Raw genomic sequence first — 24,389 nt, forward strand, 5'->3', positions numbered from 1 at the left:
GCCGGGCCACCGGCCGCCGGATCGCCGGATCGCCGGCCGGTCAGGACGCGGCCACGCCAACCCGCTTCGGCACGCCGGTCACGATCGTCGCGACCGCCACCGCCAGCACAATGGCCGCGCCGACGAACACGCCCGCCGCGCCGTTCGCGTCGAATACGACGCCGCCGGCGGCTGCGCCCGTCGCGATCGCGAGCTGGATCGCCGCGACGATCAGCCCGCCCGCGCTCTCGGCCTCGTCGGGCACGGTGCGAGTGACCCACGTCGACCACGCGACCGGCACGCCGCCGAATGCCATCCCCCACAACGCGACGAGCACCGCGTCGATCATCGGCGCGCGGCCGAGCACGACGAGCGCGATGCCGAGCACGACCATCAGCGCGGGCATGCCGATCAGCATCGGCCGCAGCCGGTGTTCGAGCACGCGGCCCGCGAGCGACGTGCCGACGAAGTTCGCGATGCCGTAGCCGAGCAGGATCGCCGACAGCCCGTTCACGCCGACGCCCGCCACCTGTTCGAGGAACGGCCGCAGATACGTGAAGAACGCGAAATGCCCGGTGAACACGAGGATCGTCGCGAACATCCCGAGGCCGACGGTCGGCCGGCGCAGCACGTCGATCAGCGTGCGCAGCCGCGTGGTGCCGCTCGGCGGCATCGATGGCAGCGTGACCATCTGCGACACGAACGCGATGCCGCCCAGCACGGCCGCGATCAGGAACACGTTGCGCCAGCCGATCAGGTGACCGAAATAGCTGCCCATCGGCGCGGACGCGATGGTCGCGACCGCCACGCCGCTGAAGATGATCGACAGCGCGCGCGGCACCATCGCCGTCGGGACGAGCCGCATCGCGGTGGCCGTCGCCATCGTCCAGAAACCGCCGAGCGCGACGCCGAGCACGACGCGGCCGAACAGCAGCATCGCAAGGTTCGGCGCGAACGCCACGGCGAGGTTCGATGCGACGAGCAGCACCGAAAACACGAGCAGCACGCGGCGCCGGTCGATCGTGCGCGTGAGCGCCGAGATCAGCAGGCTCGTGACGAGCGCGACCGTGGCAGTGGCCGTGACGGCCTGCCCGGCCACGCCTTCGGTCACACCGAGGCTCTCGGCCATCGGCGTGAGCAGGCTCGCCGGCAGGAATTCGGCCGTGACGAGCCCGAACACGCCGAGCGCCATCGCGAATACCGCGCCCCAGGCCGGTTCGCGGGGAGCCGCCGTCGAGGCGGCCGAGGAGATTCCGGGATTCATGCGTGGTTCCGTGTCGGTTAGGGAAAGTACTGATGAGGGCGTATCGTAAGGAACAGCAGCAGGACGGTCTATGACATACAATCCGTTCTTGTTGATCGAACGTCCGTATCTCGATATGCCCGAACCCCTTCTGCCCCCGATTCCCGATGTGCACGACCTCGTCAGCGAGCTGCTGCTGGGGATGCGCCTGAGCGGCGTCCAGTACCGCCGCATCCAGGTCGCACGGCCGTTCGGGCTGAACTTCGGCCATGCGCCGGGCCGCGCGCAGTTCCATTTCGTCGTGCGCGGGCCCGTGCTGCTGCGCGACGCGTCGGGCGACACGATGCGGCTCGAGGCCGGCGACGCGATCCTGTTGCCGCACGGCGGCATGCACGCGCTGGTGTCCGATCCGGATGTGCCGTGCCGCGAGATCAACGGCTTCGAGATCGCGAAGATCTGCGATACGGTCGCGTCGGTGGCGTCGGCCGGCGTCTCGCCGGCGACCTGCGCGACGACGGAACCCGGCGCCGGCGACGCGCTGATCTTCAGCGCGTGCATGGAGCTCGACCTCGGCGGCATGCAGCCGCTCGTCGGCACGATGCCGAAGTTCATGCACGTGGGCACGCTGCTCGCGCGCTACCCGGAGATCCGCCCGATGCTCGATGCGATGGAGCGCGAAGCGTGCACCGCGCGCGCGGGCTTCGCGGGCATCCTCGCGCGGCTCGCGGACGTGGTCGCGGCATTCATCGTGCGCGGCTGGGTCGAGTGCGGATGCGGCGACGCGACGGGCTGGGTGCAGGCGCTGCGCGAGCCGAAGCTCGGCCGCGCGATCGTCGCGCTGCATCGCGACCCGGGCCGCAACTGGAGCGTCGCGGAACTCGCGACCGAAGCGGGCGTGTCGCGCTCGGTGTTCGCCGAGCGCTTCCTCGCGGCCACCGGGATGACGCCCGTGCGTTACCTGACCGAGCTGCGGATGCGGCTCGCCGCGCAGTGGATCGCGCGCGACCGCGAGACGATCGAAGCCGTCGCGTACCGGCTCGGCTACGGTTCGCTCGCCGCGTTCAGCCGTGCGTTCAAGCGCGTGGTCGGCAAGCCGCCGGGCGCCGTGCGCGCGGACAGCGACGTGCACGCCGAAGCGTAACGCCCGCCGCGCGGCGCCGGCGCGGGCGGCGGCCCGCCGGGCGTCACTTCAGCGCGTCGAGCCGGTCGATCAGTGCCGTCGCGCATTGCACGGCGAGCGCCGCGCACTGCTGCGCATCGACTGCCGCACCGGTCGCGACCGTACCCTGCACGATCCGCCCCAGCAATTCCTTCGCGAGTTCGGCGATCTCGCGGTCCCGCTCCGTCATGATGTCCCTCCTGCGCGTCGGCGATTGCGTCATTCGCCCGTCCGGAGCGAACGCCGTGCCCGCGCCGCTCAACGCTGCTGCGCCCGCACGACGATCTGCGCCTGCGTGTCGCGCTCGATGCGCTCGAGCGACGCGCGCAGCGCGGCAAACTCGTCCGGCGAGCACACCTGCCGGCCGAAATCCGCCTTCATCCGCCGCGTGACCTGCACGACCCGCGCGACCGCATCGAACACGTAATGCGACGTGAAGTCGACGAAACGGTCGTGCACGGCCGCATCGGCCGGCAGGTCGGTCACGGCGACGCCCGCCGGCAACGCGATCTGGCCCGTCTCGTCGAACGTGCCGCCGAGGCAGCCCCACGGCTGCGTGCGCACGGGCTCGGCCAGCCAGGTCTCGACCTGCGTCGCGATGCCGCCCGTCAGACTGGACAGCGCGGGCAACGCGGTCGTGCCGTCCGGCCATACGAAATGATCGAGCGTGCCGGTAACGGTCACGTTGAACGGCCCGTCGGTCGCGCGCCGGTCGCCGGTCGACAGTTGCACGCGGCCGCGCAGGCCGCTTTGCCGCAGGCGCTCGTTCGCGAGTTGCGCGATGCGGTCGCGCGACGCGCGGCGAAACAGGTTGCGTTCGAGTTCGGCCGTCCAGCCGTCGTCCTCGACATACGCCTGGAAACGCGCGGCGCCGGGCCGCGCGGCATCGATCGCGATGCGCGCGGTGCGGGCGCGCGGCTGCGTGGCCGGCGTGCGCGACAGCACGCCCGTATCGACCAGCAGCGCGGGGCGATCCATCACGATCGGCGGCAGGTAGCCGAACGCGATGCCGGCCGTCGTCGTATCCGCGTAGCGCCCGAGATCGGGCAGCCACGTGATCGCATGATTGATCGCGCCGCCGCCGTAGCCGGGCACCGACGGCAGCGTGTACACGGCGCCGAGATTGATCAACACCGGTTCGCTGCGAATGCCGACCGCCGCCAGCAACGCGCCGAACAGCGCGACATGATCCTTGCAGTCGCCGTAGCGGTTGCGCAGGATGTCGGTCACGCGATGCGGCGCGGCGGCCGTTTCGCCGAGAAACAACCCGACGTAGCGCACGTTCGCCTGCACCCAGTCGTACAGCAGGCGCGCCTTGTCGCGCGGATCGGCGGCATCCGCCGTGAGCGCTCGCGCCAGTTGCACGACGGCCGGATCGTTCGCGCTCGGGTCGACGGCTGCGTCGCGGTATCGCGCGGCGAACGCCGCGTAGTCCGGCAGCGTCGACACGACGAGCCGGTCGCCGTAGGTCGGGTAACCGACCGCGCCGCGCTCGATGCGATCGTACGTGCCGTGCCGGTAGTCGAATTCGTAACGCGTGCGGCCGTTCGCCGTGACGGGCGGCAGCGCGACGTAGCCGCGCGCATCCGCATAGAGCGGCATGTCGGCCGGCACGTCGAAGATCAGCCGCTGGCGGTCGACCGGCTCGCGCGACGGCTCGACGTAGTAGCCGAAGTAGCCGCGATTGACCGGCTTCGTGCGGGTCTTGCGGAACGCGACGCGCGTGCTCGACCCGGCTTCGACGCCGGGGAACACGACGGTGCGCAGCAGCCCGTCCTGAAACGTCGGCGCGCCGGCCGAGCGCGGCTCCTGCACGTCGCGGATGCCGTCCGCGCCGACCGGATGCGCGACGCCGTCGCGGTCGATCGTCTCGGCCGCGAGCAGCTCGACCTTCTCGAGATTCTTGTCGAACCAGACGTAGCGCTGCGCGACCGCGTCGATGCCGTTCGCGTCGTTCGCGCGCAGCGTCGAGTCGTCGTGCTCGTCGAGCGAACCGTCGTGCTGGATCACGAATTCGTGGACGTCGCTGACGAGCGTGACGGGCGCCGTATCGCCCGCATCGGGCGAATCGCCGGTGCCGCGCGTCTCGGCGGCGGTCGTACCCGCGCCGAGCGCCACCGCGCATGCGAACAGGCAGCCGGTCCATCGGGAAGGAAAACGCACCACGTCGAAGCTCTCCGCGCGTTCGTTGCCGGTCGTCGGCGTCGCGCGCGAGGGCGGAAGTCGTACCGCGTGACGCGCGGATGACAAGCCACCCGCGTACCCGCCGCGGCGCCGTCGTGCGGCCCAGTGTGGGTGACGTACCGGCGAGCGTCAAGCCGCGGCGCGCAAGGCCGGCGCGCGGCGCGTTACTTGCAGTCGCCGACGCGCTTGCCGCGCCACGTCCACGCGAGCGTGTACGCACCGGCCTGCACGTGCTGCCCGCGCAATTGCCCCTTCAGGTCGTAGCTCGTCGGCGTGACGACCCCCGTCACGGTGCCGTTGCCACGCCCCTGCTCGTTCGCACAGGAAAGCGCAACCTTCAGTGTCGTGCCCGCGTAATCCCAGTTCGTGATCGTGCAGCGGATGTCGTCGCGCTGCAGGCGCGCCGTCATCGTCTTGCGCAGGTTCTTCGCATCCGCGTCGGTCAGGCACTGGTCCGGCATCGAATCCGTGCCCTGCGGCAGCGGCTTGCCGTTCAGCGTGTAGGCCGTGTCGTCATGCCAGAGCCCGGGCGATACGGTCTGCGCGAAAGAAGAGACGGCGAAGCCGGCGAGCACGGCGGCAGTCAGCAGTTTCATGATGTCTGTGTTCGATTGAGCGATGCCCGCGCGGCCGCACGGGCATCCGGCTGGCGTCGGGAATTACTGCTGCACGAGTTCGACGCGACGGTTCTGCGCGCGGCCCGCGTCGTCGGCGTTGGAGGCGACCGGCGACAGCGATGCGACACCCTTCGCGGCCAGCCGTGCCGGCGCGATCCGGTACGTCGTCGCGAGCGCCTGCGCAACGGCCTCCGCGCGCTTCTGCGACAAGTCGACGTTGTGCGCGAGCTGCCCCTGGTTGTCGGTATGCCCGACGATGTAGACCTTCAGCGCCGGATTCGCCGACAGCAGCTTCGCCATCTCGTCGAGCTGCGCCTTCGACTCGGGCTTGACCTGCGCCTTGTCGGTATCGAAGTAGATGCCGTACAGCGCGACCTTGCCGGTCGCGGCCAGCCCCTTTTGCAGCGCGCCGGAATCGATCACCTTCACTTGCCCCGTCTGCATCGGCTTCACCTCGACCACTTCCTCGTAGACGACCGTGCGCTTGTTCGACGCCGAATCGTCCATCACGTGCACGAACACGTATGCATCGCCGGCTGCGCGCGGCAGCTTCGCGAGGATCGTCCGGTGCTTGCCGCCGAAGTTCGCTTCGCCGCCGCCCGCCTTGCGCATCCGCCCGGAATTGATCACGACGCTCTGGAACTCGCCGCCGCCGCTCTTGCCGCACTGCTCCGCCGTGCAACGGAACAGGATCTGGAAGCCGCCCTTTTGCAGCGCATCGAGGTAGTTGCGCTCGACTTCGAGCGTCGACTTGTCCGCGCCGATCGTATAGCTGATACGCGTGACCTTGCCTTCCAGGTTCAACCCCTTCGCGGTCCTCTCGTCGTCGATCGGCTGGTTCGGCAGGAATGCCTCGTCGAACGCGGTCTGCGAATACGCGTTGATCGTCGCGCCGGCAAAGCGCGAAATCAGCGGATGGTCCTTCGAGCCGGGCACGTCGCCGGCGGCGCCGGCGAGCGTGGAAAGCGACAGCAGCGCGGCGGCCGGCAATGCGTAGCGGCCGGCTCGCGTGAACCGGGTGAACAGCGTGACTGCATTCGTCATGGGAGTCTCTCGGAAAAGATTTTTAGTTCGATTGATTGCGGCAATGCGCCGCGCATCTTAGCAAAACTTTTCCGGCCGTCCGGACGGCCGGATACGACCCGGTAGCCGGCCGCCGAACTGTCCGGCCTGCAGCCCCGGCGGCCGGGGCGACGCTTTCGGCATGCAAGCGAACGGCGCCGGCAACCGCGCGCCGGACCGGCTGCCGGCCCACGCCGGCAGCGCCTCGCCCCCGCCCGGCCCGCCGGCCGCCGCCTTCCGATCGACCTCACCCCGTCCGTCACCCGCCCCGCCCGAACGCGATTCGCATCGGCGTCCCGGTCGTGCGTTTTTCCCCGCAATTCGACATTTGTGCGCGCGCAACAATGGCGATGCCTCGCGCCTGGCGCGGCGGTCTTTAAAACCACATCTCACGAGGACATACCATGCAACTCCAATCCCATCCGGCATGCCGCCCGTTTTACGAAGCCGGTGAACTCTCGCAACTGACCGCCTTCTACGAAGAAGGCCGTAACGTCATGTGGATGATGCTCCGATCGGAGCCGCGGCCGTGCTTCAACCAACAACTCGTCACCGACATCATTCATCTCGCGCGCGTCGCCCGCGACTCGGGCCTCAAGTTCGACTTCTGGGTGACGGGCTCGCTCGTCCCCGAGCTGTTCAACGTCGGCGGCGACCTGAGCTTCTTCGTCGACGCGATCCGCAGCGGCCGGCGCGACCAGCTGATGGCCTACGCGCGCTCGTGCATCGACGGCGTGTACGAGATCTACACGGGCTTCGGCACCGGCGCGATCTCGATCGCGATGGTCGAGGGCAGCGCGCTCGGCGGCGGCTTCGAGGCCGCGCTCGCGCATCACTACGTGCTCGCGCAGAAGGGCGTGAAACTCGGGTTCCCGGAGATCGCGTTCAACCTGTTCCCGGGCATGGGCGGCTATTCGCTGGTCGCGCGCAAGGCGAACCGCGGTCTCGCGGAATCGTTGATCGCGACCGGCGAAGCGCACGCGGCCGAGTGGTACGAAGATCGCGGCCTGATCGACGAGACGTTCGACGCCGGTGACGCGTACCTCGCGACGCGCACCTTCATCGACGTGACGAAGCCCAAGCTGAACGGCATTCGTGCGATGCTGCGCGCCCGCGAACGCGTGTTCCAGTTGTCGCGCTCGGAGCTGATGGACATCACGGAAGCGTGGGTGCATGCGGCGTTCACGATCGAGCCGAAGGACCTCGCGTACATGGAACGCCTGGTGATGCTGCAGAACCGGCGCGTGTCGAAACTGCGCACGGTGTAATGCGACGGGCGCCGCCAACGGCCGGCGGCGCCCGTTTCCGGAACGACGCTCAGGCGATCAGCCTGAGCTTTCTCGTCTCCGCGAGCCACCCCTCGAACGCCTGCGCCGGCATCGGCCGCGCGTAGTAGTAGCCCTGCGCGTGATCGACGTCGAGCTGCTTGAGGAATTCGGCTTCCGCATGCGTTTCGACGCCTTCGGCGACCACCGCGAAATTCAGCGCCTTCGCGAGCGACACGACCGAGCGCACCAGCGCCTGCGAGCGCGGATTGCGGTCGATGGCCGTAATGAAGGTGCGGTCGAGCTTGATCACGTCGAGCGGCAGGCGCGACAACTGCGACAGCGACGAATAGCCGGTGCCGAAATCGTCGAGATGGATCTCCGCGCCCAGTTGGCGGAACTGCCGCATCAGCCCGATGGCCGCCTCCTCGTCCTCGATGAAGCAGCTTTCGGTCAGCTCGATGTCGAGCAGGCCCGGTTTCAGCCCCGCGGCGTCGAGAATCGACGCGAACTGGTGGACGATGTTCATGTCCTGCAACTGCCGCGCGGACACGTTCACCGCGATCCGGACGCCGAGCCCCTTCGCCTTCCATGCGGCGGCCTGCGCGGCCGCGGTACGCATCACCCAGCGCCCGAGCGGCGCGATCAGCCCCGACTCTTCCGCGAAACGGATGAACTCGACCGGCGCGACGAGCCCGCGATCGGGCGACTGCCAGCGGATCAGCGCCTCGACGCCGTGCACGTCGCCCGTCGCGATATCGACGACCGGCTGGTAATGGAGCACGAACTGCTCTTCCTCGAGCGCCTTGCGCAGGTTCGTGTCGAGCCACATGTACTTCGCGACCTTCTGGTTCATCTCCAGCGAGAACACGCGATACGTATGCTTGCCCGCTTCCTTCGCGACGTACATCGCGGTGTCGGCGCTGCGGATCAGCGTCTCGAGCGAATCGCCGTGCTGCGGATACATCGCGATACCGATCGAGCAGCTCGTGTAGACCTCCATCAGCCCGAGATGGATCGGCGTGCGCAGCCGCTCGAGAATGATCTGCGCGGTCGCTTCGAGCAGCGGGCGCGTGCCGTGTTCGAACAGTACGAGGAATTCGTCGCCGCCGAGCCGCGCGAGCGTCGCACCGGACGGCAGGCAACCGCTGATGATCGCCGATACGTCCTGCAACAGGCGGTCGCCGGTGATGTGGCCGTAGTGATCGTTGACGCGCTTGAAGTTGTCGAGATCGAGAAACAGGATGCCGACCTGGCCGCGCGTCAGCTCGCTCTCCTCGGCGATTGCCGTCCGGATGCGCTCGCTGATCGCATGGCGGTTCGGCAGCCCGGTGAGCACGTCGGTGTTCGCGAGCTCGGAGAGCCGCTGCTGCGCGTTGCGCTCCTCGGTGATGTCGATGCCCGAGCAGATCAGGAACTGTTCGTCCACGCCGCTGCCGCTCCGCACGAACTTGTTGCGGAACTGGAACAGGCGCGGCCCGTTGACCGTGTTGATGTAGCGCTCGACCGCGAACGACTGGTTGCTCGCGAAGAAGCCCGTGATGTTGCTGCGCGACTGCGCGCCCTGTTCGGGGCTCATGAACAGCTCGAACGCGCTGCGGCCGATCACGTCGACCTCGCGCTTGCCCGTCACTTCCTCGCACAAACGGTTGAAGCGCTGCACCATCCCGTTGCGGTCGAGGATCACGACGAGCGAATTCACTTCGGACACGACCTGCTCGGCGAACGCGAGCCCGTGCGACAGGTCGCCGGCGACGGATTCGGTATCGGAATAGGCGGACGCCGTGCCGGCCCAGTCGACCGTATTGACCTTCCTGCCGACGAGATGGAGGCTGACCGGGTTGCCGAACAGCACGATGTCCAGCACGAGGTGCGACGTGACGCCGGTCAGCGCGCGGATGCGCGCGGCCTGTTCGGCCGTCAGCGCGATCGCGACGTTGGTCAGGCCGCGGACCGCGGCCAGCTCGAGCGCGTTGCTGTCGCTGCCGAGACGCCAGCAGGGGCTGCGCGTACCGACATGCGCCTCGAGCACCGCGCTATCGTTTTCGTCATCCATGGACACGCCCCGATCCAAAAAAAACGCACAGTGTAGACGGAGGCGAGTGGGCCGACCGCCTTCCCGGGCACGCGCAGCGCGCATGCCCGGCAGGGCAGCCGTGATCGCCGTGACAGCGGGCCTCGTCCCGTACTTGTTTGCAGCTGATGCGGCCGGCGTTCGCGCGTGATGCGCGCAGGTTCTGCCTTACGAATGATGAGAGCCATCTTATCAAATGACGATGAAGATTGGCACTCACATTTAGAGAAAAGTGTCAAGGAACCGGGACTCGATTGGCAAGCCGGATTTTTCATGATCGGCCGCTTGAGAACGGGTGGGCGACGCGCCGCGCGTCGAGGGTGGATTGCCGGGCCGGAACCCGCGCCGGACGGGCGTTTGAGGTCGATCCGCGGTGACGGGGCCAGATCTTTGGGGAGACCGTGGCGGCAGGGGTCGAATCGCATGCCGCGATCCGTGTTTCCGCCATTTTGATTCCGCTCGCGCGTGAATGCGCCGCTTTATTCCACAGTTCTTTGCAATATTCTTCACCCGCCCGCGCACCCGGCGCGGAGTGCCCGCGCCGGGTGCGCCGCTCATTCCGGCGCGCCGTAGCCGCCGCCGCCCGGCGTTTCGACGACGAACACGTCGCCCGGCGCCATCTGCGCGCGGCCGATGTGGTCGAGCGCCTCGACCGTGCCGTCCGCCCGCTCGATCGTGTTGCGGCCGAGCGCACCGGCTTCGCCGCCCGCCGCGCCGAACGGCGCGTGGATCCGGTTGTTCGACAGGATCGACGCGGTCATCGGCTCGAGGAAGCGGATCCGCCGCACCGCGCCGTCGCCGCCGCGCCAGCGCCCGGCGCCGCCCGAGCCGGCGCGGATCCGGTGCGAATCGAGCCGCACCGGATAGCGCCATTCGAGCACCTCCGGATCGGTGAGCCGCGAGTTCGTCATGTGCGTCTGCACCGCGGCGACGCCCGCGAAGCCGTCGCCCGCGCCGCTGCCGCCCGCGATCGTCTCGTAGTACTGGTACCGATCGTTGCCGAATGTGAAGTTGTTCATCGTTCCCTGGCTCGACGCGACGCAGCCGAGCGCGCCGTACAGCGCGTTGGTGATCGCCGACGACGTCTCGACGTTGCCCGACACGACGGCCGCCGGGTATTCGGGGTTCAGCATCGAGCGGGCCGGCACGATCACGGTCAGCGGCTTCAGGCAGCCGGCGTTCAGCGGGATGTCGTCGCCGACCAGCGTGCGGAACACGTACAGCACCGCGGCCATGCAGACGGCCTTCGGCGCGTTGAAGTTGTTGTCGAGCTGCGCGGACGTGCCGGTGAAGTCGATCTCCGCGCACCGCGCCGCGCGGTCGACGCGAATCGCGACGCGAATCTCCGCACCGTTGTCGAGCGGGTACCGGTATGCGCCGTCCTGCAGCGCGCCGATCACGCGCCGCACCGCTTCTTCCGCGTTGTCCTGCACGTGCCCCATGAACGCGAGCACGACGTCGCGGCCGAACTGCGCGACCATCCGGCGCAATTCGTCGACGCCCTTCCGGTTCGCGGCGACCTGGGCCCGCAGGTCGGCCATGTTCTGCTCGACGTTGCGCGCCGGGTAGCGGCCCGACGCCAGCAACGCGCGCGTCTCGGCGTCGCGCAGCACGCCGGCCGACACGAGCTGCCAGTTGTCGATCAGCACGCCTTCCTCGTCGATATGGGTCGAATCGGGCGGCATCGAGCCCGGCGTCGTACCGCCGATGTCCGCGTGGTGGCCGCGCGAGCCGACGTAGAACAGCGGCGCGTCCGAGCCGTCCGCGAACACCGGCGTGATGACCGTCACGTCTGGCAGGTGCGTGCCGCCGTGGTACGGGTCGTTCAGCATGAACACGTCGCCGTCGCGCATGCGGCCGCGGTTGCGCTCGATCACCGTGCGGATGCTTTCGCCCATCGAGCCGAGGTGCACGGGCATGTGCGGCGCGTTCGCGATCAGGTTGCCGTCGCCGTCGAAGATCGCGCACGAGAAGTCGAGCCGCTCCTTGATGTTCACCGAGTACGCGGTGTTCTGCAGCCGCAGCCCCATCTGCTCGGCGATCGACATGAACAGGTTGTTGAAGATCTCGAGCCGCACCGGATCGGCATCGGTGCCGAGCGAGCGGCGCGTCGGCAGCGGCGTCGTGCGCGTCAGCACGAGGTTGCCCTGGGCGGTCATCGCGGCGCGCCAGCCGGGCTCGACGACGGTCGTGCCGTTCTGTTCCGCGACGATCGCCGGGCCGTCGATCGCATCGCCGGCGCGCAGCGTGTCGCGCACGACCAGCGCCGCGTCGTGCCACCGGCCGCCGGAATAAAAGCGCACGGCCGTGTGCGCTCGAGGCGCCGCGTCTTCCGCGCGCGGCGCGAGCGGCGCGAGGTCGACCGGCGCGTCCGAGCGGCCGATCGCCTCGACCGACGCGAGCTCGGCGACGAGCGGCGTGCCCGGCATCAGGAACGCGTAGCGCTGCCGGTACGCGGCCTCGAACGCCTGCTGCATCGCGGCGACGCTGCCGGCCGGTACGTCAAGCGCCGAATCGGTGCCCTGGTAGCGCAGATGCACGCGCCGCTCGGTCGCGATCCGCTGCGGCGGCACGCCCTGTTCGAGCAGCGCGCCGATGGCCTCGTCGGCCAGCCGGTCGAGCGCCGCGTTCAGCGCCGGCAGCGACGCGTCGGTCAGCACGGCCTCGACCGCACGCTCGCGCATCGCGGTCTGGTCGGCCAGCCCCATCCCGTACGCGGACAGCACGCCCGCGAGCGGATGCGCGAACACCTGCGTCATCCCGAGCGCATCGGCCACGCCGCACGCGTGCTGGCCGCCCGCGCCGCCGAACGTCGTCAGCACGTAGCGCGACACGTCGTGGCCGCGCTGCACGGAAATCTTCTTGATCGCGTTCGCCATGCTGCCGATCGCGATCTCCAGGAAACCTTCGGCAAGCGCCTCGGGCGTCTCGCGCCGCCCGGTTGCCGCGTGAATCTCGTCGGCGAGCGCCGCGAACTTCGCGACCACGCCGTCGCGGTCGAGCGGCTGGTCCGCATGCGGGCCGAACACCCGCGGAAAATGGTCGGGCTGGATCTTGCCGAGCATCACGTTGCAGTCGGTCACCGTCAGCGGGCCGCCGCGCCGGTACGCGGCCGGCCCCGGATTCGCGCCGGCCGATTCGGGCCCCACGCGCAGCCGCGCACCGTCGAAGCCGAGCACCGAGCCGCCGCCCGCGGCGACCGTATGGATGCTCATCATCGGTGCGCGCATCCGCACGCCGGCCACCTGCGTCTCGAACACGCGCTCGAATTCGCCGTTGTAGTGCGACACGTCGGTCGACGTGCCGCCCATGTCGAAGCCGATCACGCGCTCGAAGCCGGCCGCGCGCGCCGCGCGCACCATCCCGACGATGCCGCCGGCCGGGCCGGACAGGATCGCGTCCTTGCCCTGGAACGCATCGGCGCGTGTCAGCCCGCCGCTGCTCTGCATGAACTGCAGGTTCACGCCCGGCATCTCGTGCGCGACCTGTTCGACGTAGCGGCGCAGGATCGGCGACAGGTACGCGTCGACCACGGTCGTGTCGCCGCGCGACACCATCTTCATCAGCGGCGACACCTCGTGCGACACCGACACCTGCGTGAAGCCGATGCGGCGCGCGAGTTCGGCCAGCATCCGTTCGTGCGCGGTGTAGCGGTAGCCGTGGATCAGCACGATCGCGAGGGCGCGCACGCCGCCGTCGAACACGCGGCGCAACGACGCTTCGGCACCCTGAACATCGAGCGGCACGACCACGTCGCCATGCGCGCCGACGCGCTCGTCGATCTCGACGACCGTCTCGTACAGCGCGTCGGGCAGCACGATGTCGAGATCGAACAGGCGCGGCCGGTTCTGGTACGCGATGCGCAGCACGTCGCGAAAACCGCGCGTCGTCGCGAGCGCGGTGCGTTCGCCCTTGCGTTCGAGCAGCGCGTTGGTCGCGACCGTCGTCCCCATCTTCACCATGTCGACCCGCTCGGGCGTGATCGGCTCGCCAGCCGCGAGGCCGAGCAGGTGACGGATGCCGGCCACGGCCGCGTCGCGGTACTGCTCGGGGTTCTCCGACAGCAGCTTGTGCGTGACGAGCGTGCCGTCGGGCCGCCGCGCGACGATGTCGGTGAACGTGCCGCCGCGGTCGATCCAGAATTGCCAGCGCGCGGCGTCGGAGGAAACGGGAGAAAGGTGTCGGTCGGTCATGATGTCGGGTCGATGCGTCGTTGAATCGAGGGGCGAGCGCCGCCGCACGGCGCGCGTCGCGCGCCGCGTGGCGGTACCGGTAAAAAAGGGGGAAAAGGGAGAAAGCGGCGCGCGGGCCGCTGCCGCTTACGCGGCGTCGAGTTCGCGGCCGCGGGTCTCGGGCAGCGTCAGCGCGGCGACGATCACCACGCCGTACGCGGCGACCGCGAAGATGCCGATGCTCGTGCCGAGCCCGTATTGCTTCGACAGCGCGCCGATCAGGAACGGGAACAGTGCACCGATCGCACGGCCCACGTTGTAGCAGAAGCCCTGGCCGGACCCGCGCACGCGGGTCGGGAACAGCTCGGTGAGGAACGCGCCCATCCCCGAGAAAATGCCCGACGCGAAGAAGCCGAGCGGGAAGCCGAGCCACAGCATCGAAGCATTGGTCAGGTTCAGCGACGTGTACGAGAACGCGATCACCATCGAGCCGACCGCGAAAAGGATGAAGTTCGGCTTGCGGCCGAGGCGGTCGGTCAGGTACGCGCTCGTCAGGTAGCCGACCCACGAGCCGAGGATGATCATCGCGAGATAGCCGCCAGTGCCCATCACCGTGAGGTGCCGCTCGGTCTTCAGGAAGGTCGGCAGCCACGTCGTGATCGCGTAGTAACCGCCCTGCGCGCCGGTCGTCAGGAGCGCCGCGCGCAGCGTCGTCGTGATCAGCTTCGGCGCGAAGATCTCGGTGAGGCGCGGTGCGTCGGCCACTTTCGCCTGCGCGGCCTTCTCCTTCTCGTAGACGTCCGGCTCCTTCACGTAACGGCGGATCGCGACGACCAGCAGCGCGGGCGCGAGCCCGACGAGGAACAGCGCGCGCCACGCCTGCTCGGCCGGCAGCACCGAAAACAGCAGCGCATACAGCAGCGCGCACAGCCCCCAGCCGATCGCCCAGCCCGACTGCACGAGGCCGACCGCCCTGCCGCGGTCGCGCGCGCGAATCACCTCGCCGATCAGCACCGCGCCGGCCGTCCATTCGCCGCCGAAGCCGAAGCCCATCAGCGCGCGCGCCGCGACCAGTTGCGGGTAGTTCTGCGCGAGCCCGCACAGCGCGGTGAACACCGCGAACCACAGCACCGTGAGTTGCAGCGTGCGCACGCGGCCGATCCGGTCGGACAGGATGCCGGCGATCCAGCCGCCGAGCGCCGACGCGAGCAGCGTGATGGTGCCGATGAAGCCTGCGTCGGCGAGCGAGATGCCCCAGGTCGCGACGAGCGTCGGGATCACGAACGACAGCATCTGCGTGTCCATTCCGTCGAGCATGTAGCCGACCTTGCAGCTCCAGAACGCGCGGCGTTCGCGCGGCTGCGCATCCGCATACCACGAGAACAGGCCGCTGCGCGCGCGGCTCGCGGGCTCGGCGGCGGGCGCCGCGAGGGTCTTGCTTTCCATGGTGATGCTCCTGTCGTGATGCGCCGTCGAATGGCGTGTGGTGTGTCGCGGGTATGCGGCGTAAGGGGTGTGCGGCCGGTCAGAACACGGCCAGCGACGCGTTCGTGATGTCGGTCATCAGCATGTGGCCGGGCGTATGCGCGATCGCGATCGGCAGCTTCGCGTCCATCAGCGCGGTTTGCGGCGTCACGCCGCACGCCCAGAACACCGGCAGTTCGCCGTCGCGGATCGTCACCGCGTCGCCGAATTCGGGCGCGTTCAAATCCTCGATGCCCAGTTCCCGCGGATGACCGATATGGATCGGTGCGCCATGCACGCCCGGGAACCGGCTCGTGATCTGCACCGCGCGGATCGCGTCGGCGCCGCGCAGCGGCCGCATCGACACGACCAGTTGGCCGCCGAAGATTCCCGCGCGGCGGTTCGCGATCGACGTGCGGTACATCGGCACGTTGCGCCCTTCCTCGACGTGGCGCAGCCCGATCCCTTCGCGGGCGAGCATGTCCTCGAACGAAAACGAGCAGCCGATCGCAAATACGACGAAATCGTCGCGCCACAGCGCTTCCAGCGATTCGACCTGCTCGGTCAGGCGGCCGTCGCGGTAGACGTTGTAGCTCGGTACGTCGGTGCGGATGTCGAGATCCTCGCCGAGCGCGTCGAGCCGGAACGCGCCCGGTTCGCCAACGCCCAGCAGCGGGCAAGCCTTCGGGTTGGCCTGGCAGAAGCGCAGGAAATCGTGCGCGTACGCGTCGGGCAGGATCGCCAGGTTCGCCTGGGCAAACGGGCCGCAATGGCCGGCGGTCGGGCCGCGGAACGCGCCGCGGCGCACGGACTGGCGGAATTCGGAAGGCGTCATGATGGTCGGTCGCAGAATCGGGATGGCATGGCGATGACGGTGGCGTGTCATCGGATACGGCGAAGAATAGAAAAGAAAAAAATTTGTCGCCAACGAGTTTTTTTGCGTCCGTTGTATAGAATTTCTTAACGGATCCGCGGGTTTTCCCCGGTCCCGTTCATTTTTCGTCGCCGGCAAGCTGCGCATCCACTGCTCGCCCGACCGCCATGAACACGCGTTTTCTCGAAACCTTCGTCACGCTCGCGAAGCTGCGCAACTTCCGCACGACCGCGGCCGCGCTGCATGCGACGCCGGCCGCGATCTCGCAGCGCCTGAAAGCGCTCGAGGACGAACTGCATACGGTACTCGTCGATCGCGACAGCCGCGCGTTCCGGCTCACGCCGAACGGCGAATACCTGCTCGGCTATGCGAAAGCCGTGGTCGAGGCGACGCAGGAACTGCAGGCCGCCGCGTCCGGCGAGCGCGCGCTGCGCGGCAAGCTGCGGCTCGGCGTGATCGAGACGGTCGTGCACAGCTGGCTGCCGCACTATATGCGGCGGCTCGCGGCCGACTATCCGCAGCTCGAGATCGATCTGACCGTCGACGTCAGCGTCGTGCTGCAACGCCGGCTGATGGCCGGCGAGCTCGACCTGATCATTCGCGTGGAAGGCAGCGACGAGGCGTCGGTCGTATGCGACGCGCTCGCGAACTACCCGGTGCGCTGGATCGCGCGCGCGGGGCTGCTGCCGAACCTGCGCACAGGCCTCGCGCGGCAGGTGCTGCGCCAGCCGATCCTCACCTACGGGCGCGGCACCGCGCCCCATCGTGCGCTGGAAGACATCGTCCGCACGCTCGCGCATGCGCACGGCGTGCCGCTGTCGGAGACGCGCATCACCGGATCGCCGTCGATCTCGGTGATCGTGCAACTGGTGCGCGACGGCTTCGGCGTTGCCGCGATTCCGGTGCTGTTCGTCGATGCGCTGATCGCGAGCGGCGAAGTCGTCGAGCTGCCGCTGCAGCCGTCGCCGCCGTCGATCGTCGTGTCGATGTCGCGGCGGGCGGACGCGCCGCGGTTCGTGCATGGCGCGTCGATCGCTGCGCGCGCGGCCTGTCACGAGTATTGCGAGAAGAGCACGCGGTTGCTGGTCGAAGCGCTTTGACTTTGCAGCGGTGGACGACGCGCGTTCGACATCGCCGCGCGAATCGCCCACAATCGCGTTCGGCGCGCCGCCACGTCGGCGCCGCGCATCGTGAATGAGGGCCGGGCCGTCCGGCATTCGTCGCCTCGCATGACCGTGCACGACAGGAAGGCCACATGCAGATTCGCTCCGCCTCGCCCCGCCTGAACCTCGCGCGCGTCGTGATCGTCGCGCTGTATGCCGCGTCGCTGCTGCTGCCCGTCGCGGCCGAACCGCCGAATGCGGCCGGCGCGGTGAGCTGGTTGCATGGCTATACGGTGCTCGCGCTCGGCGGGCTCGCGATCCTCGACCTGCAATTCGCCTGGCTCGGCAACCCGCTGCTCGTCGTCGCGCTGCTCAGGCCGAGCCGTACCGTGTCGGCGCTGCTGGCCGTGGTCGTGGCCTTTGCGGCCGGGTGGCATACGATCCCGACCGACGCGAACTACGAAACGATCCGCACGTTCGGGGCCGGGTACTACTTATGGATTGCGGCGATGGCGGGCGCCGCCGCGTTGCCGTGGATCGACGGGCGCGCACGGCAGGATGGCAGTGCGCCAAGCGTTGCGGTCGGTGCCGCGGGCGGGGGCGTGCCGACCGGCACTGGCGCAGGCGCTGGGACAAACGCAGCCGCCGGCAGCCCGGCCGGACCGAATGCCGCGCCGTCCTCGCCCCGCCCGTCTACCCGGCAAAGCGGCTGGACCGTGACCGCCACCGATACGCGCATCGCGTCGACCGACCAGACCGGGACGACACGCGGCATCGCGCTGTCCGACCTCGGCGCGATCCTGATCGAAACCAGCGATCATGGGCCGTTCGTGTCGGACGTCTGGTGGATCCTGTTCGATACGAACAAGCAGTTCGCGTGCAGCTTTCCGCAGGACGCCCAGGGCGCGAAGGCGGCCGTCGACCGGCTGCTCGACCTGCCCGGCATCGACCACCGCAAGGTCATCGACGCGCAGACGTCGATCCAGAACGCGACCTTCCCGATCTGGGAGCGCGCGGCGGGCAAGCCGGGCGGCCCGGGAAAAGCCGGGGCGGCCGCCTGACCCGGCCCCCCTTACGCGGATGGCGCCGCATGCGGCGGCGTCAGCTTGCCGTCGCCATACTCGCGAAGCACCTGCGAAATCACGACACGATACCCGTCCAGCCAGCGCGCCTGCTTCGCCTTGGCTTCGAGATGCGCGGGATGCTGGATCAACTGTCGCAGCGCCGCCTCGGATTCCCAGTAGTAGACGTTCTGGATCAAGCCGGCTTGCGCGTTCTCCCACGTTTCCTCGCCGAGATAGCCGGGCGTCGCGCGCGCCATGTCGGCGATCTGCCGGTCGAGCCGGTGGAATTCGTCGTCGTACTGGCCGGCGCGAAAAATGAAAGTCGACGCGTACATGCCCGCTCGCTCTGCAACGATTGAAAGAGCGCCAAGTGTAAGGCACGCGCGGCGTGCCGCGATCGTCAGGCGGCGAGCGAAGCGGCGTCGACGCGATCGTCGAGCCACGCTTCGATGCGTGACGCATCGTCGCGCGTGGCGGCGGCGGATGCCGGCGTCGCCGCGAGCGCCCGTCGCGCCCGCTCCAGCGCCTGCGCGAAGCCACGCAATTCGCGCGTCGCGGGCCGGTCGGCCACCTGCCGGCGCGCGAGCGCCGCTTCGATGTTCGCGCCGATCAAGGTCAGTTGGGTATCGATGAAGTCGATGCACAACGCGCGGCAATGCGCGGAAACCTGACCGGCGGCCAGCAGGGCCGGCACGATCGACACGGTCAGGTAGCCGCCGGGCGCCAGCCGCGACAGCGCATCGCTCACGCCCGGCCCGCCGTCGGCCAGCGACGCGAACACGGCGTCGCGCCACACCGCGCGCTCGAACACGAGCGCATCGCGATGCGCGTCGAGCATCGCACGATCCTCGACCTGCCCGGCCGTCACCAGCGGAATCGGGAACACCGATACCTCGGCAGACTGCACGCTCGCGGCGTCGACGATGCAATTCGCGCCGAGCCACGCCGCATCGCCGAGCCACGCCGCATCGCCGCGCCGCGTCGCGAGCACGCGTGCCTGCAACCGGTCGGGCAGCATCGGATCGAGCGGCACCGCGCGGCAGATCGACGGCTTGTTCGCGTGCACGCCGCAGCGGCCGTCGTCGGCCAGCGCCGCGCAACGGCCCAGCGACGGATAGTCGTAGCCTTGCAGCGTCAGCGCGAGCCATTCGCCGTGCACGCGGCCGCGATGGAACAGCCGGTCCGCCAGCGCATCGGCCGCCGCGACGTCGTCCGCATCGAGCGCGTGCTCGCGGCCGCCCGCTTGCCAGCGTTCGCCGATCCGCCGCTTCGGCACGCGGCGGATCGTCAACGCGCCGACGAAGCGGTGCCGATACCGGAACAGTTCGCGCAACGACAGCGTCGGCGCGCTGTTGCAGCAGCGGCCGCACGCGTTGCACGCGAGCAGGTAACTGTCTACCACGGCCGCCGCACCGAATCCTGGTAGCGTGTGAGGATGAAGTGCGCGACGTCGTCCGAGTGGTACGCGGCGACGAGCTGCGCGACCCACGGCTTCGCGCGATCGGCGTCGCGCACGGTCAGCACGTTCGCGTACGGCGAGCGCGCATCCTCCAGGCTGATGCTGTCGCGCGCGGGCTGCAGCCCGGCGCGGGCCGCGTCGTCGCTGTCGATCGCGACGAACGCGGCCGTGTCGAGCGCCGCGTAAAGCCGGTCGCGGCGCAGCGCGACGAATTTCAGCCCGAGCCGGTTGCCCGTCACGTCGCGCAGCGTCGCATGCAGGCCGGCCTTCTCGCGCAGCGTCACCAGCGTGTCGTTCTGCAGCAGCACGAGCGCGCGCGCCATCCCGCGCGGATCGGCGGGAAGCGCGATCGTCGCGCCGGGTTGCAATGCGTTCAGGCTCGTCAGCTTGCGGGAATAGAACGCCATCGGCAACGTGACGGTCGGGGCGACGGCGGTCAATGCGTAGCCTTTTTCCGCGCGTGTCGCGCCGAGGCGCTGCGCGTCCTCGAAGCTCGCCGCGTCGATTCGGCCGTTCGCGAGCGCGGCATCGATGCGCGACGCGTCGTCGAACTGCACGACGTCGACATCGAGGCCACGCGCGGCGGCGACGCGCTTCACCTCGTCGAGGATCTCCGCATGCACGCCGCGCGTGACACCGACGCGTATCGCCTGCGTCACCGCTTCCGCGGCAAGAGCCGCACCCGAACATACGAAGCCGCACGCAACGACCAGCGACGCGGCAACGCAATGCGTCATCGCCCGCCTCATGAAGCATCCCTCAGGATCGTGCGAAACCCGATATGCGACGCGCCGAGATCGGCTTCCTGCTGCTCGCGCGACGATGCGCGGTAACGCACGCAGTAATCGCGCGAGCACAGGAACGAGCCGCCCTTGATCACCATCGGCGTATCGTGCCGGCGCGTCGGCGGGGCGACGGCCGCCGTGTCGCCGTTCGTGTGGGATTGATGCGGGCCCGTGTACGCGTCCTTCGTCCATTCCCATGCGTTGCCGATCATGTCGTAAAGACGAAAGCCGTTCGCCGCATAGCAGCCGACGGGGGCCAATCCCGCGTGGCCGTCCTCCGCCGAATCGAGCACCGGAAACGCGCCCTGCCAGTAGTTCGCGGCCGGCTTGCCCTGCGCGTCGCGCGGCGCCGCATCGAGCGATGCGTCGTCGCGGCCGGCCTTGCCCGCGTACTCCCATTCGGCCTCGGTCGGCAAGTCGCGGCCGAGCCAGTGCGCATACGCGAGCGCATCGCGCTGCGTGACGAGCGTCACAGGCAGGTTACCGAGCCCCGCCACGTCGCTGCCGGGCCCGCGCGGATGCCGCCACGACGCGCCCTTCACCCACGACCACCACGCGAGGTCGCGCGCGTTCATCTCGTCGCGCGTCGGCACATGGAACACCGCCGCGCCGCCCTGCTGCTCGGCCTCGGTCACGTAACCGGTCGCCTGCACGAATGCCGCGAACTGCGCGATCGTCACGTCGGTCTGGTCGATCCAGAAGCCGCCGACGCGCGTGCGGCCGTCGCCGGCCGGACGCTCGTCCGCATAGCCGCGCGTGCTGCCGAACACGAACGCGCCGCCGCGCAGATGCACCATTCCGGCCTTCGGATCGTCGCGCCACTTCGACGGCAAGCCCGAATAGCGTTCGCACTCGCGCTCCGAACCGAGCGGCGCGAGCGCGCGGCCGCGATTCAGGTCGTCGAACGCGCCGCCGGCCGACGCCGCCGGGTTCGCATAGCCTGCCGCGAACGCGGCGGCGAACAGCGTGGCGGCCAGCGTCGCGCCGATCGTCCAGAAGCGGAACCGCATCGTGTCGCCCCCGCGCTCAGTAGTAGCCGCGCGGCCGCAGCGGCTCGACGCCGCCGACGTTGCTCATGTAGGCCTTCCACTGGTCGACTAGCGCGCCGATCACGGACGGATTCTGCGCGGACACGTCGGTCGTCTCGCCACGGTCCGACGCGAGGTCGTACAGTTGCCAGTGACCGTCGAGCGGCCCGAGCGGCGGCTCGGTCCACAGCGCCTTCCAGCGGCCGTCGGCGCTGCGCAGGTACGCGCGGCCATACGCTTCGTCGCCGAACGGCGTCGTGTGCACTTCGCCCGTCGCCGAGCCCGTGAGCACCGGCAGCAGCGACTGGCCCGTGACCGGATACACGTAGCGGTTGTTGTAGACGACCTTGCCCTTGTTCTGGTCGACGCCCGTCAGCGTGTTCACGAGCGGCGGCGCCGGCTGCGACGGCGGCGTGACGCCCGCGACCGCGAGGAACGTCGCCGTGTTGTCGGTCACGTGCGTGAACGCGCGCAGCGTCGGCAACGGCTGCGACTGGCCCGGCAGGTGCACGATCGTCGGCGTCGATACGCCGCCTTCGCCCGAATAGCCTTTCGTGAGCCGGAACGGCGCCGCGCTCACTTCGGCCCAGCGCAACCCGTACTGCAGGCGCTGCGCATTCTGCTTGCCGTTGTCGGTGCCGAGCGCCGAATAGGTCGGCTCCTGCGCGTTCGCGGTATCGGTCGCGGTCGGGTCGGCGCCCGAATCGATCGGCCAGCCTTCCGCGCCGTTGTCCGACTGGAACATGATGAACGTGTTGTCGTATTCGCCGATGTCCTTCAGATGCTGGATCAGGAGTCCGATGTTGTAGTCGAGGTTCTCGACCATCCCCGCGTAGATTTCCATGTAGCGCGCCTGCGCCCGGCGCTCGGCCGGCGACAGGCTCGACCACAGCTTGTCGACCTTGCCGGGGCCGTAGTCGACGTAGCCGTCCGCGGCCGAATGCACGGCGCTGACGTACTTCGCGCCGGCCTTGCCGTCGTTCGCGGTCGCGGGCGATGCGGCCGTCGTTTCCGGCAGGCCGTCGAACGGTTTGAAATCGGCGGGAATCAGGCCGAGCGCCTTCTGTCGGGCAATCCGCGCGTTGCGGATCGCATCGTAGCCGGCGTCGTACACGCCCGCGTACTTGTGCAGCCACGGATCGGGCACCTGCAGCGGCCAGTGCGGCGACGTGTAGGCCGCGTATGCGAAGAACGGCTTGCCGTCCTGCTTGTTCGCATCGATGTACGAGATCAGTTTCTGCGTATAGAAATCGGTCGAATAGAACACGGCCGGGTTGCCGCCCGCACCGCCCGGCTGCCCGGGCTGGCCAGGCTGCACGTAGCGGCCGTCTTCCGCGTAGTTCGACGAGCCGGCCGGCTCGTGGGCGAAGTGGTTCGTCGCCGCGCCGCCGAGCAGCACGTAGCTGCGCTCGAAACCCCACTGGTCGGGCGTCTGCCCGCTGCCCGTCGTACTGCCGACGATCCCCGAGCCGATGTGCCACTTGCCCGCGATATACGTGTGATAGCCGGCGTCCTTCAGCAGTTGCGCGAACGACAGCGCGCGGTCGTTCAGGTAGCCCTCGTAGCCGGGCAGCCCGCGCCGCTCGTCGGTCGGCACGCCCATCGTGCCTTCGCCGACGAGATGGTGATCGGTGCCTGACACCAGCATCGCGCGCGTGATCGCGCAGACGGTGCCCGTGTGGTGGTTCGACAGGATGCGACCGGACGCGACGAGCGCGTCGAGGTTCGGCGTGTCGATTTCGCCGCCGAACGCATGGATGTCGGAATAGCCGAGATCGTCGGCCATGATGTACAGGATGTTCGGGCGCTTGGCCGACGGCGTCGCGCTGGCTTGCGGCGGCGGATCGCCGTCGACGCCGCCGCACGACGCGAGCGACACCGCGCCGGCAATCGCGGCGCAGACGACACGGAAACGAAAAGCATGCAACGGCGACGCGGACTTTTTCATTGTTGCGGAACGCTCGATCTACGGGATCGGCGATCTTAGCGTCGCGCGCGCGGTGCCCAAAGTCGGATTCGTCACATGCTAACGGGGTGCGGGAATATGCGATGCGCGCCGGCCGCCACGCACCGCGCCGCCGTGCGTCAGTTGCGCCCGCCGAGGCTGCCGCCGCCGTCCACGGCCAGCACCTGCCCCGTGACGAAACCGGCTTCGTCCGACAGGAAAAACGCGATTGCAGCCGCGACGTCGTCGGGCGTGCCGAGCCGGCGCGCGGGAATCGTCGCGAGCACCTTGCGCTCGGCTTCGCTGCCGACCGGCCGCGTCTGGCGGAACAGTTCGGTCTCGATCGGGCCGGGCGCCACCGCGTTGACGGTCACGCCGTGTTCGGCGAGTTCGAGTGCCCACGTGCGCGTGCAGCCGACGAGCGCGCTTTTCGCGGCCGAATATGCGGTGCGATCGAGACTGCCGAAGATCGCGCGGCTGCAGATGTTGACGATGCGTCCATGGCCGCGCGCCTTCATCACGTCGGCGAAATGCTGCGTGACCTGGATCGCCGCCCGCACGTTCAGATTGAACACGGTCTGCAGCGAGCCGAAGTCGATCTGCCCGAGCGGCTGCGGCAACGCGATGCCTGCGTTGTTCACGATGCCGTCGATATCGGCCGACGCACCGATACGCGCCAGCGTCGCGGCCGTCTGCCCGATATCGGCGAGATCGCATGCGTGCAATTCCCCGGGGAAATCGATGTCCTGCGCATGCCGCGCGACGCCGATGACGCGATGGCCGCGCCGCGCGAGCAGCGTGCTGACCGCGAAGCCGATGCCGCGCGACGCGCCGGTGACGAGATAAGTGCGGGATGACATGATTCGTGCCTCGTACGAAAGAATCGAAGACGGCGCGATGCGTACGCTGCCG

19 protein-coding genes are annotated in these 24,389 nt (G+C 69.1%); 4 read left to right on the forward strand and 15 right to left on the reverse strand.

Annotated features, from left to right (window positions below):
- Positions 1-40: 40 nt before the first annotated feature.
- Complete coding sequence (locus WT24_RS28255; protein ID WP_059504308.1) at positions 41-1,243, reverse strand: MFS transporter; 1,203 nt, start codon at positions 1,241-1,243, stop codon at positions 41-43.
- A 70-nt stretch (positions 1,244-1,313) separates the two neighbouring features.
- On the opposite strand from WT24_RS28255, the gene WT24_RS28260 reads away from it, so the two are divergent.
- Positions 1,314-2,363, forward strand: coding sequence for an AraC family transcriptional regulator (locus WT24_RS28260; protein ID WP_059504310.1), 1,050 nt, complete (start codon positions 1,314-1,316; stop codon positions 2,361-2,363).
- Positions 2,364-2,406: 43 nt separating this feature from the next.
- Here WT24_RS28260 and WT24_RS35025 read toward each other — a convergent pair whose 3' ends face one another.
- The 4 genes from WT24_RS35025 to WT24_RS28275 all read right to left on the reverse strand — a co-directional run bounded on the left by WT24_RS35025 (position 2,407) and on the right by WT24_RS28275 (position 6,226).
- The gene (locus tag WT24_RS35025) at positions 2,407-2,571 is read right to left on the reverse strand and encodes a hypothetical protein (protein WP_179949402.1); all 165 of its coding nucleotides are present in this window, start codon (positions 2,569-2,571) and stop codon (positions 2,407-2,409) included.
- Between the two features lie 68 nt (positions 2,572-2,639).
- Positions 2,640-4,547 (reverse strand): DUF3857 and transglutaminase domain-containing protein, encoded by a 1,908-nt coding sequence (locus WT24_RS28265; protein WP_060036498.1) that lies wholly within the window; start codon positions 4,545-4,547, stop codon positions 2,640-2,642.
- Positions 4,548-4,729: 182 nt separating this feature from the next.
- On the reverse strand, positions 4,730-5,161 hold the full coding sequence (locus WT24_RS28270) for a DUF3617 family protein (protein WP_060036500.1): 432 nt from the start codon (positions 5,159-5,161) through the stop codon (positions 4,730-4,732).
- Between the two features lie 63 nt (positions 5,162-5,224).
- Positions 5,225-6,226 (reverse strand): OmpA family protein, encoded by a 1,002-nt coding sequence (locus WT24_RS28275; RefSeq protein ID WP_059504315.1) that lies wholly within the window; start codon positions 6,224-6,226, stop codon positions 5,225-5,227.
- A gap of 422 nt (positions 6,227-6,648) precedes the next feature.
- On the opposite strand from WT24_RS28275, the gene WT24_RS28280 reads away from it, so the two are divergent.
- Positions 6,649-7,512: a crotonase/enoyl-CoA hydratase family protein gene (locus WT24_RS28280; protein ID WP_059504317.1), complete on the forward strand. Its 864-nt coding sequence runs from the start codon at positions 6,649-6,651 to the stop codon at positions 7,510-7,512.
- A 49-nt stretch (positions 7,513-7,561) separates the two neighbouring features.
- Here WT24_RS28280 and pdeR read toward each other — a convergent pair whose 3' ends face one another.
- The 4 genes from pdeR to WT24_RS28300 all read right to left on the reverse strand — a co-directional run bounded on the left by pdeR (position 7,562) and on the right by WT24_RS28300 (position 16,054).
- Complete coding sequence (gene pdeR, locus WT24_RS28285; protein WP_059504319.1) at positions 7,562-9,565, reverse strand: cyclic di-GMP phosphodiesterase; 2,004 nt, start codon at positions 9,563-9,565, stop codon at positions 7,562-7,564.
- Between the two features lie 572 nt (positions 9,566-10,137).
- Positions 10,138-13,776 carry a hydantoinase B/oxoprolinase family protein gene (locus tag WT24_RS28290; RefSeq protein WP_060036502.1) on the reverse strand — a complete coding sequence of 1,213 codons (3,639 nt, stop codon included), beginning with the start codon at positions 13,774-13,776 and terminating at the stop codon, positions 10,138-10,140.
- A 126-nt stretch (positions 13,777-13,902) separates the two neighbouring features.
- On the reverse strand, positions 13,903-15,201 hold the full coding sequence (locus WT24_RS28295) for an MFS transporter (RefSeq protein WP_059504322.1): 1,299 nt from the start codon (positions 15,199-15,201) through the stop codon (positions 13,903-13,905).
- Positions 15,202-15,280: 79 nt separating this feature from the next.
- On the reverse strand, positions 15,281-16,054 hold the full coding sequence (locus tag WT24_RS28300) for a putative hydro-lyase (protein ID WP_059828016.1): 774 nt from the start codon (positions 16,052-16,054) through the stop codon (positions 15,281-15,283).
- A gap of 206 nt (positions 16,055-16,260) precedes the next feature.
- Here WT24_RS28300 and WT24_RS28305 point away from each other — a divergent pair, with 206 nt between their 5' ends.
- Positions 16,261-17,193: a LysR family transcriptional regulator gene (locus tag WT24_RS28305; protein ID WP_034205491.1), complete on the forward strand. Its 933-nt coding sequence runs from the start codon at positions 16,261-16,263 to the stop codon at positions 17,191-17,193.
- A 155-nt stretch (positions 17,194-17,348) separates the two neighbouring features.
- The gene (locus tag WT24_RS28310; protein ID WP_060036504.1) at positions 17,349-18,257 is read left to right on the forward strand and encodes a hypothetical protein; all 909 of its coding nucleotides are present in this window, start codon (positions 17,349-17,351) and stop codon (positions 18,255-18,257) included.
- An 11-nt stretch (positions 18,258-18,268) separates the two neighbouring features.
- Here WT24_RS28310 and WT24_RS28315 read toward each other — a convergent pair whose 3' ends face one another.
- The 6 genes from WT24_RS28315 to WT24_RS28340 all read right to left on the reverse strand — a co-directional run bounded on the left by WT24_RS28315 (position 18,269) and on the right by WT24_RS28340 (position 24,337).
- Positions 18,269-18,595 carry an antibiotic biosynthesis monooxygenase gene (locus WT24_RS28315; protein WP_059504328.1) on the reverse strand — a complete coding sequence of 109 codons (327 nt, stop codon included), beginning with the start codon at positions 18,593-18,595 and terminating at the stop codon, positions 18,269-18,271.
- A 65-nt stretch (positions 18,596-18,660) separates the two neighbouring features.
- Complete coding sequence (locus WT24_RS28320) at positions 18,661-19,662, reverse strand: YkgJ family cysteine cluster protein (RefSeq protein WP_060036506.1); 1,002 nt, start codon at positions 19,660-19,662, stop codon at positions 18,661-18,663.
- Positions 19,656-20,456, reverse strand: coding sequence for a MetQ/NlpA family lipoprotein (locus WT24_RS28325; RefSeq protein WP_373557247.1), 801 nt, complete (start codon positions 20,454-20,456; stop codon positions 19,656-19,658). Before WT24_RS28325 ends, WT24_RS28320 begins: the two co-directional genes overlap by 7 nt.
- Positions 20,457-20,464: 8 nt before the next feature.
- Positions 20,465-21,514: a formylglycine-generating enzyme family protein gene (locus WT24_RS28330; RefSeq protein ID WP_060036510.1), complete on the reverse strand. Its 1,050-nt coding sequence runs from the start codon at positions 21,512-21,514 to the stop codon at positions 20,465-20,467.
- Between the two features lie 16 nt (positions 21,515-21,530).
- Entirely contained in the window at positions 21,531-23,480 is a 1,950-nt protein-coding gene (locus tag WT24_RS28335; protein WP_059504336.1) for an arylsulfatase, read from the reverse strand.
- Between the two features lie 137 nt (positions 23,481-23,617).
- Positions 23,618-24,337, reverse strand: a complete 720-nt coding sequence (locus WT24_RS28340; protein WP_060036659.1) for an SDR family oxidoreductase — start codon at positions 24,335-24,337, stop codon at positions 23,618-23,620.
- Positions 24,338-24,389: the final 52 nt, after the last annotated feature.

The organism is Burkholderia sp. MSMB1078WGS (assembly GCF_001528895.1).
GTDB lineage: Bacteria > Pseudomonadota > Gammaproteobacteria > Burkholderiales > Burkholderiaceae > Burkholderia.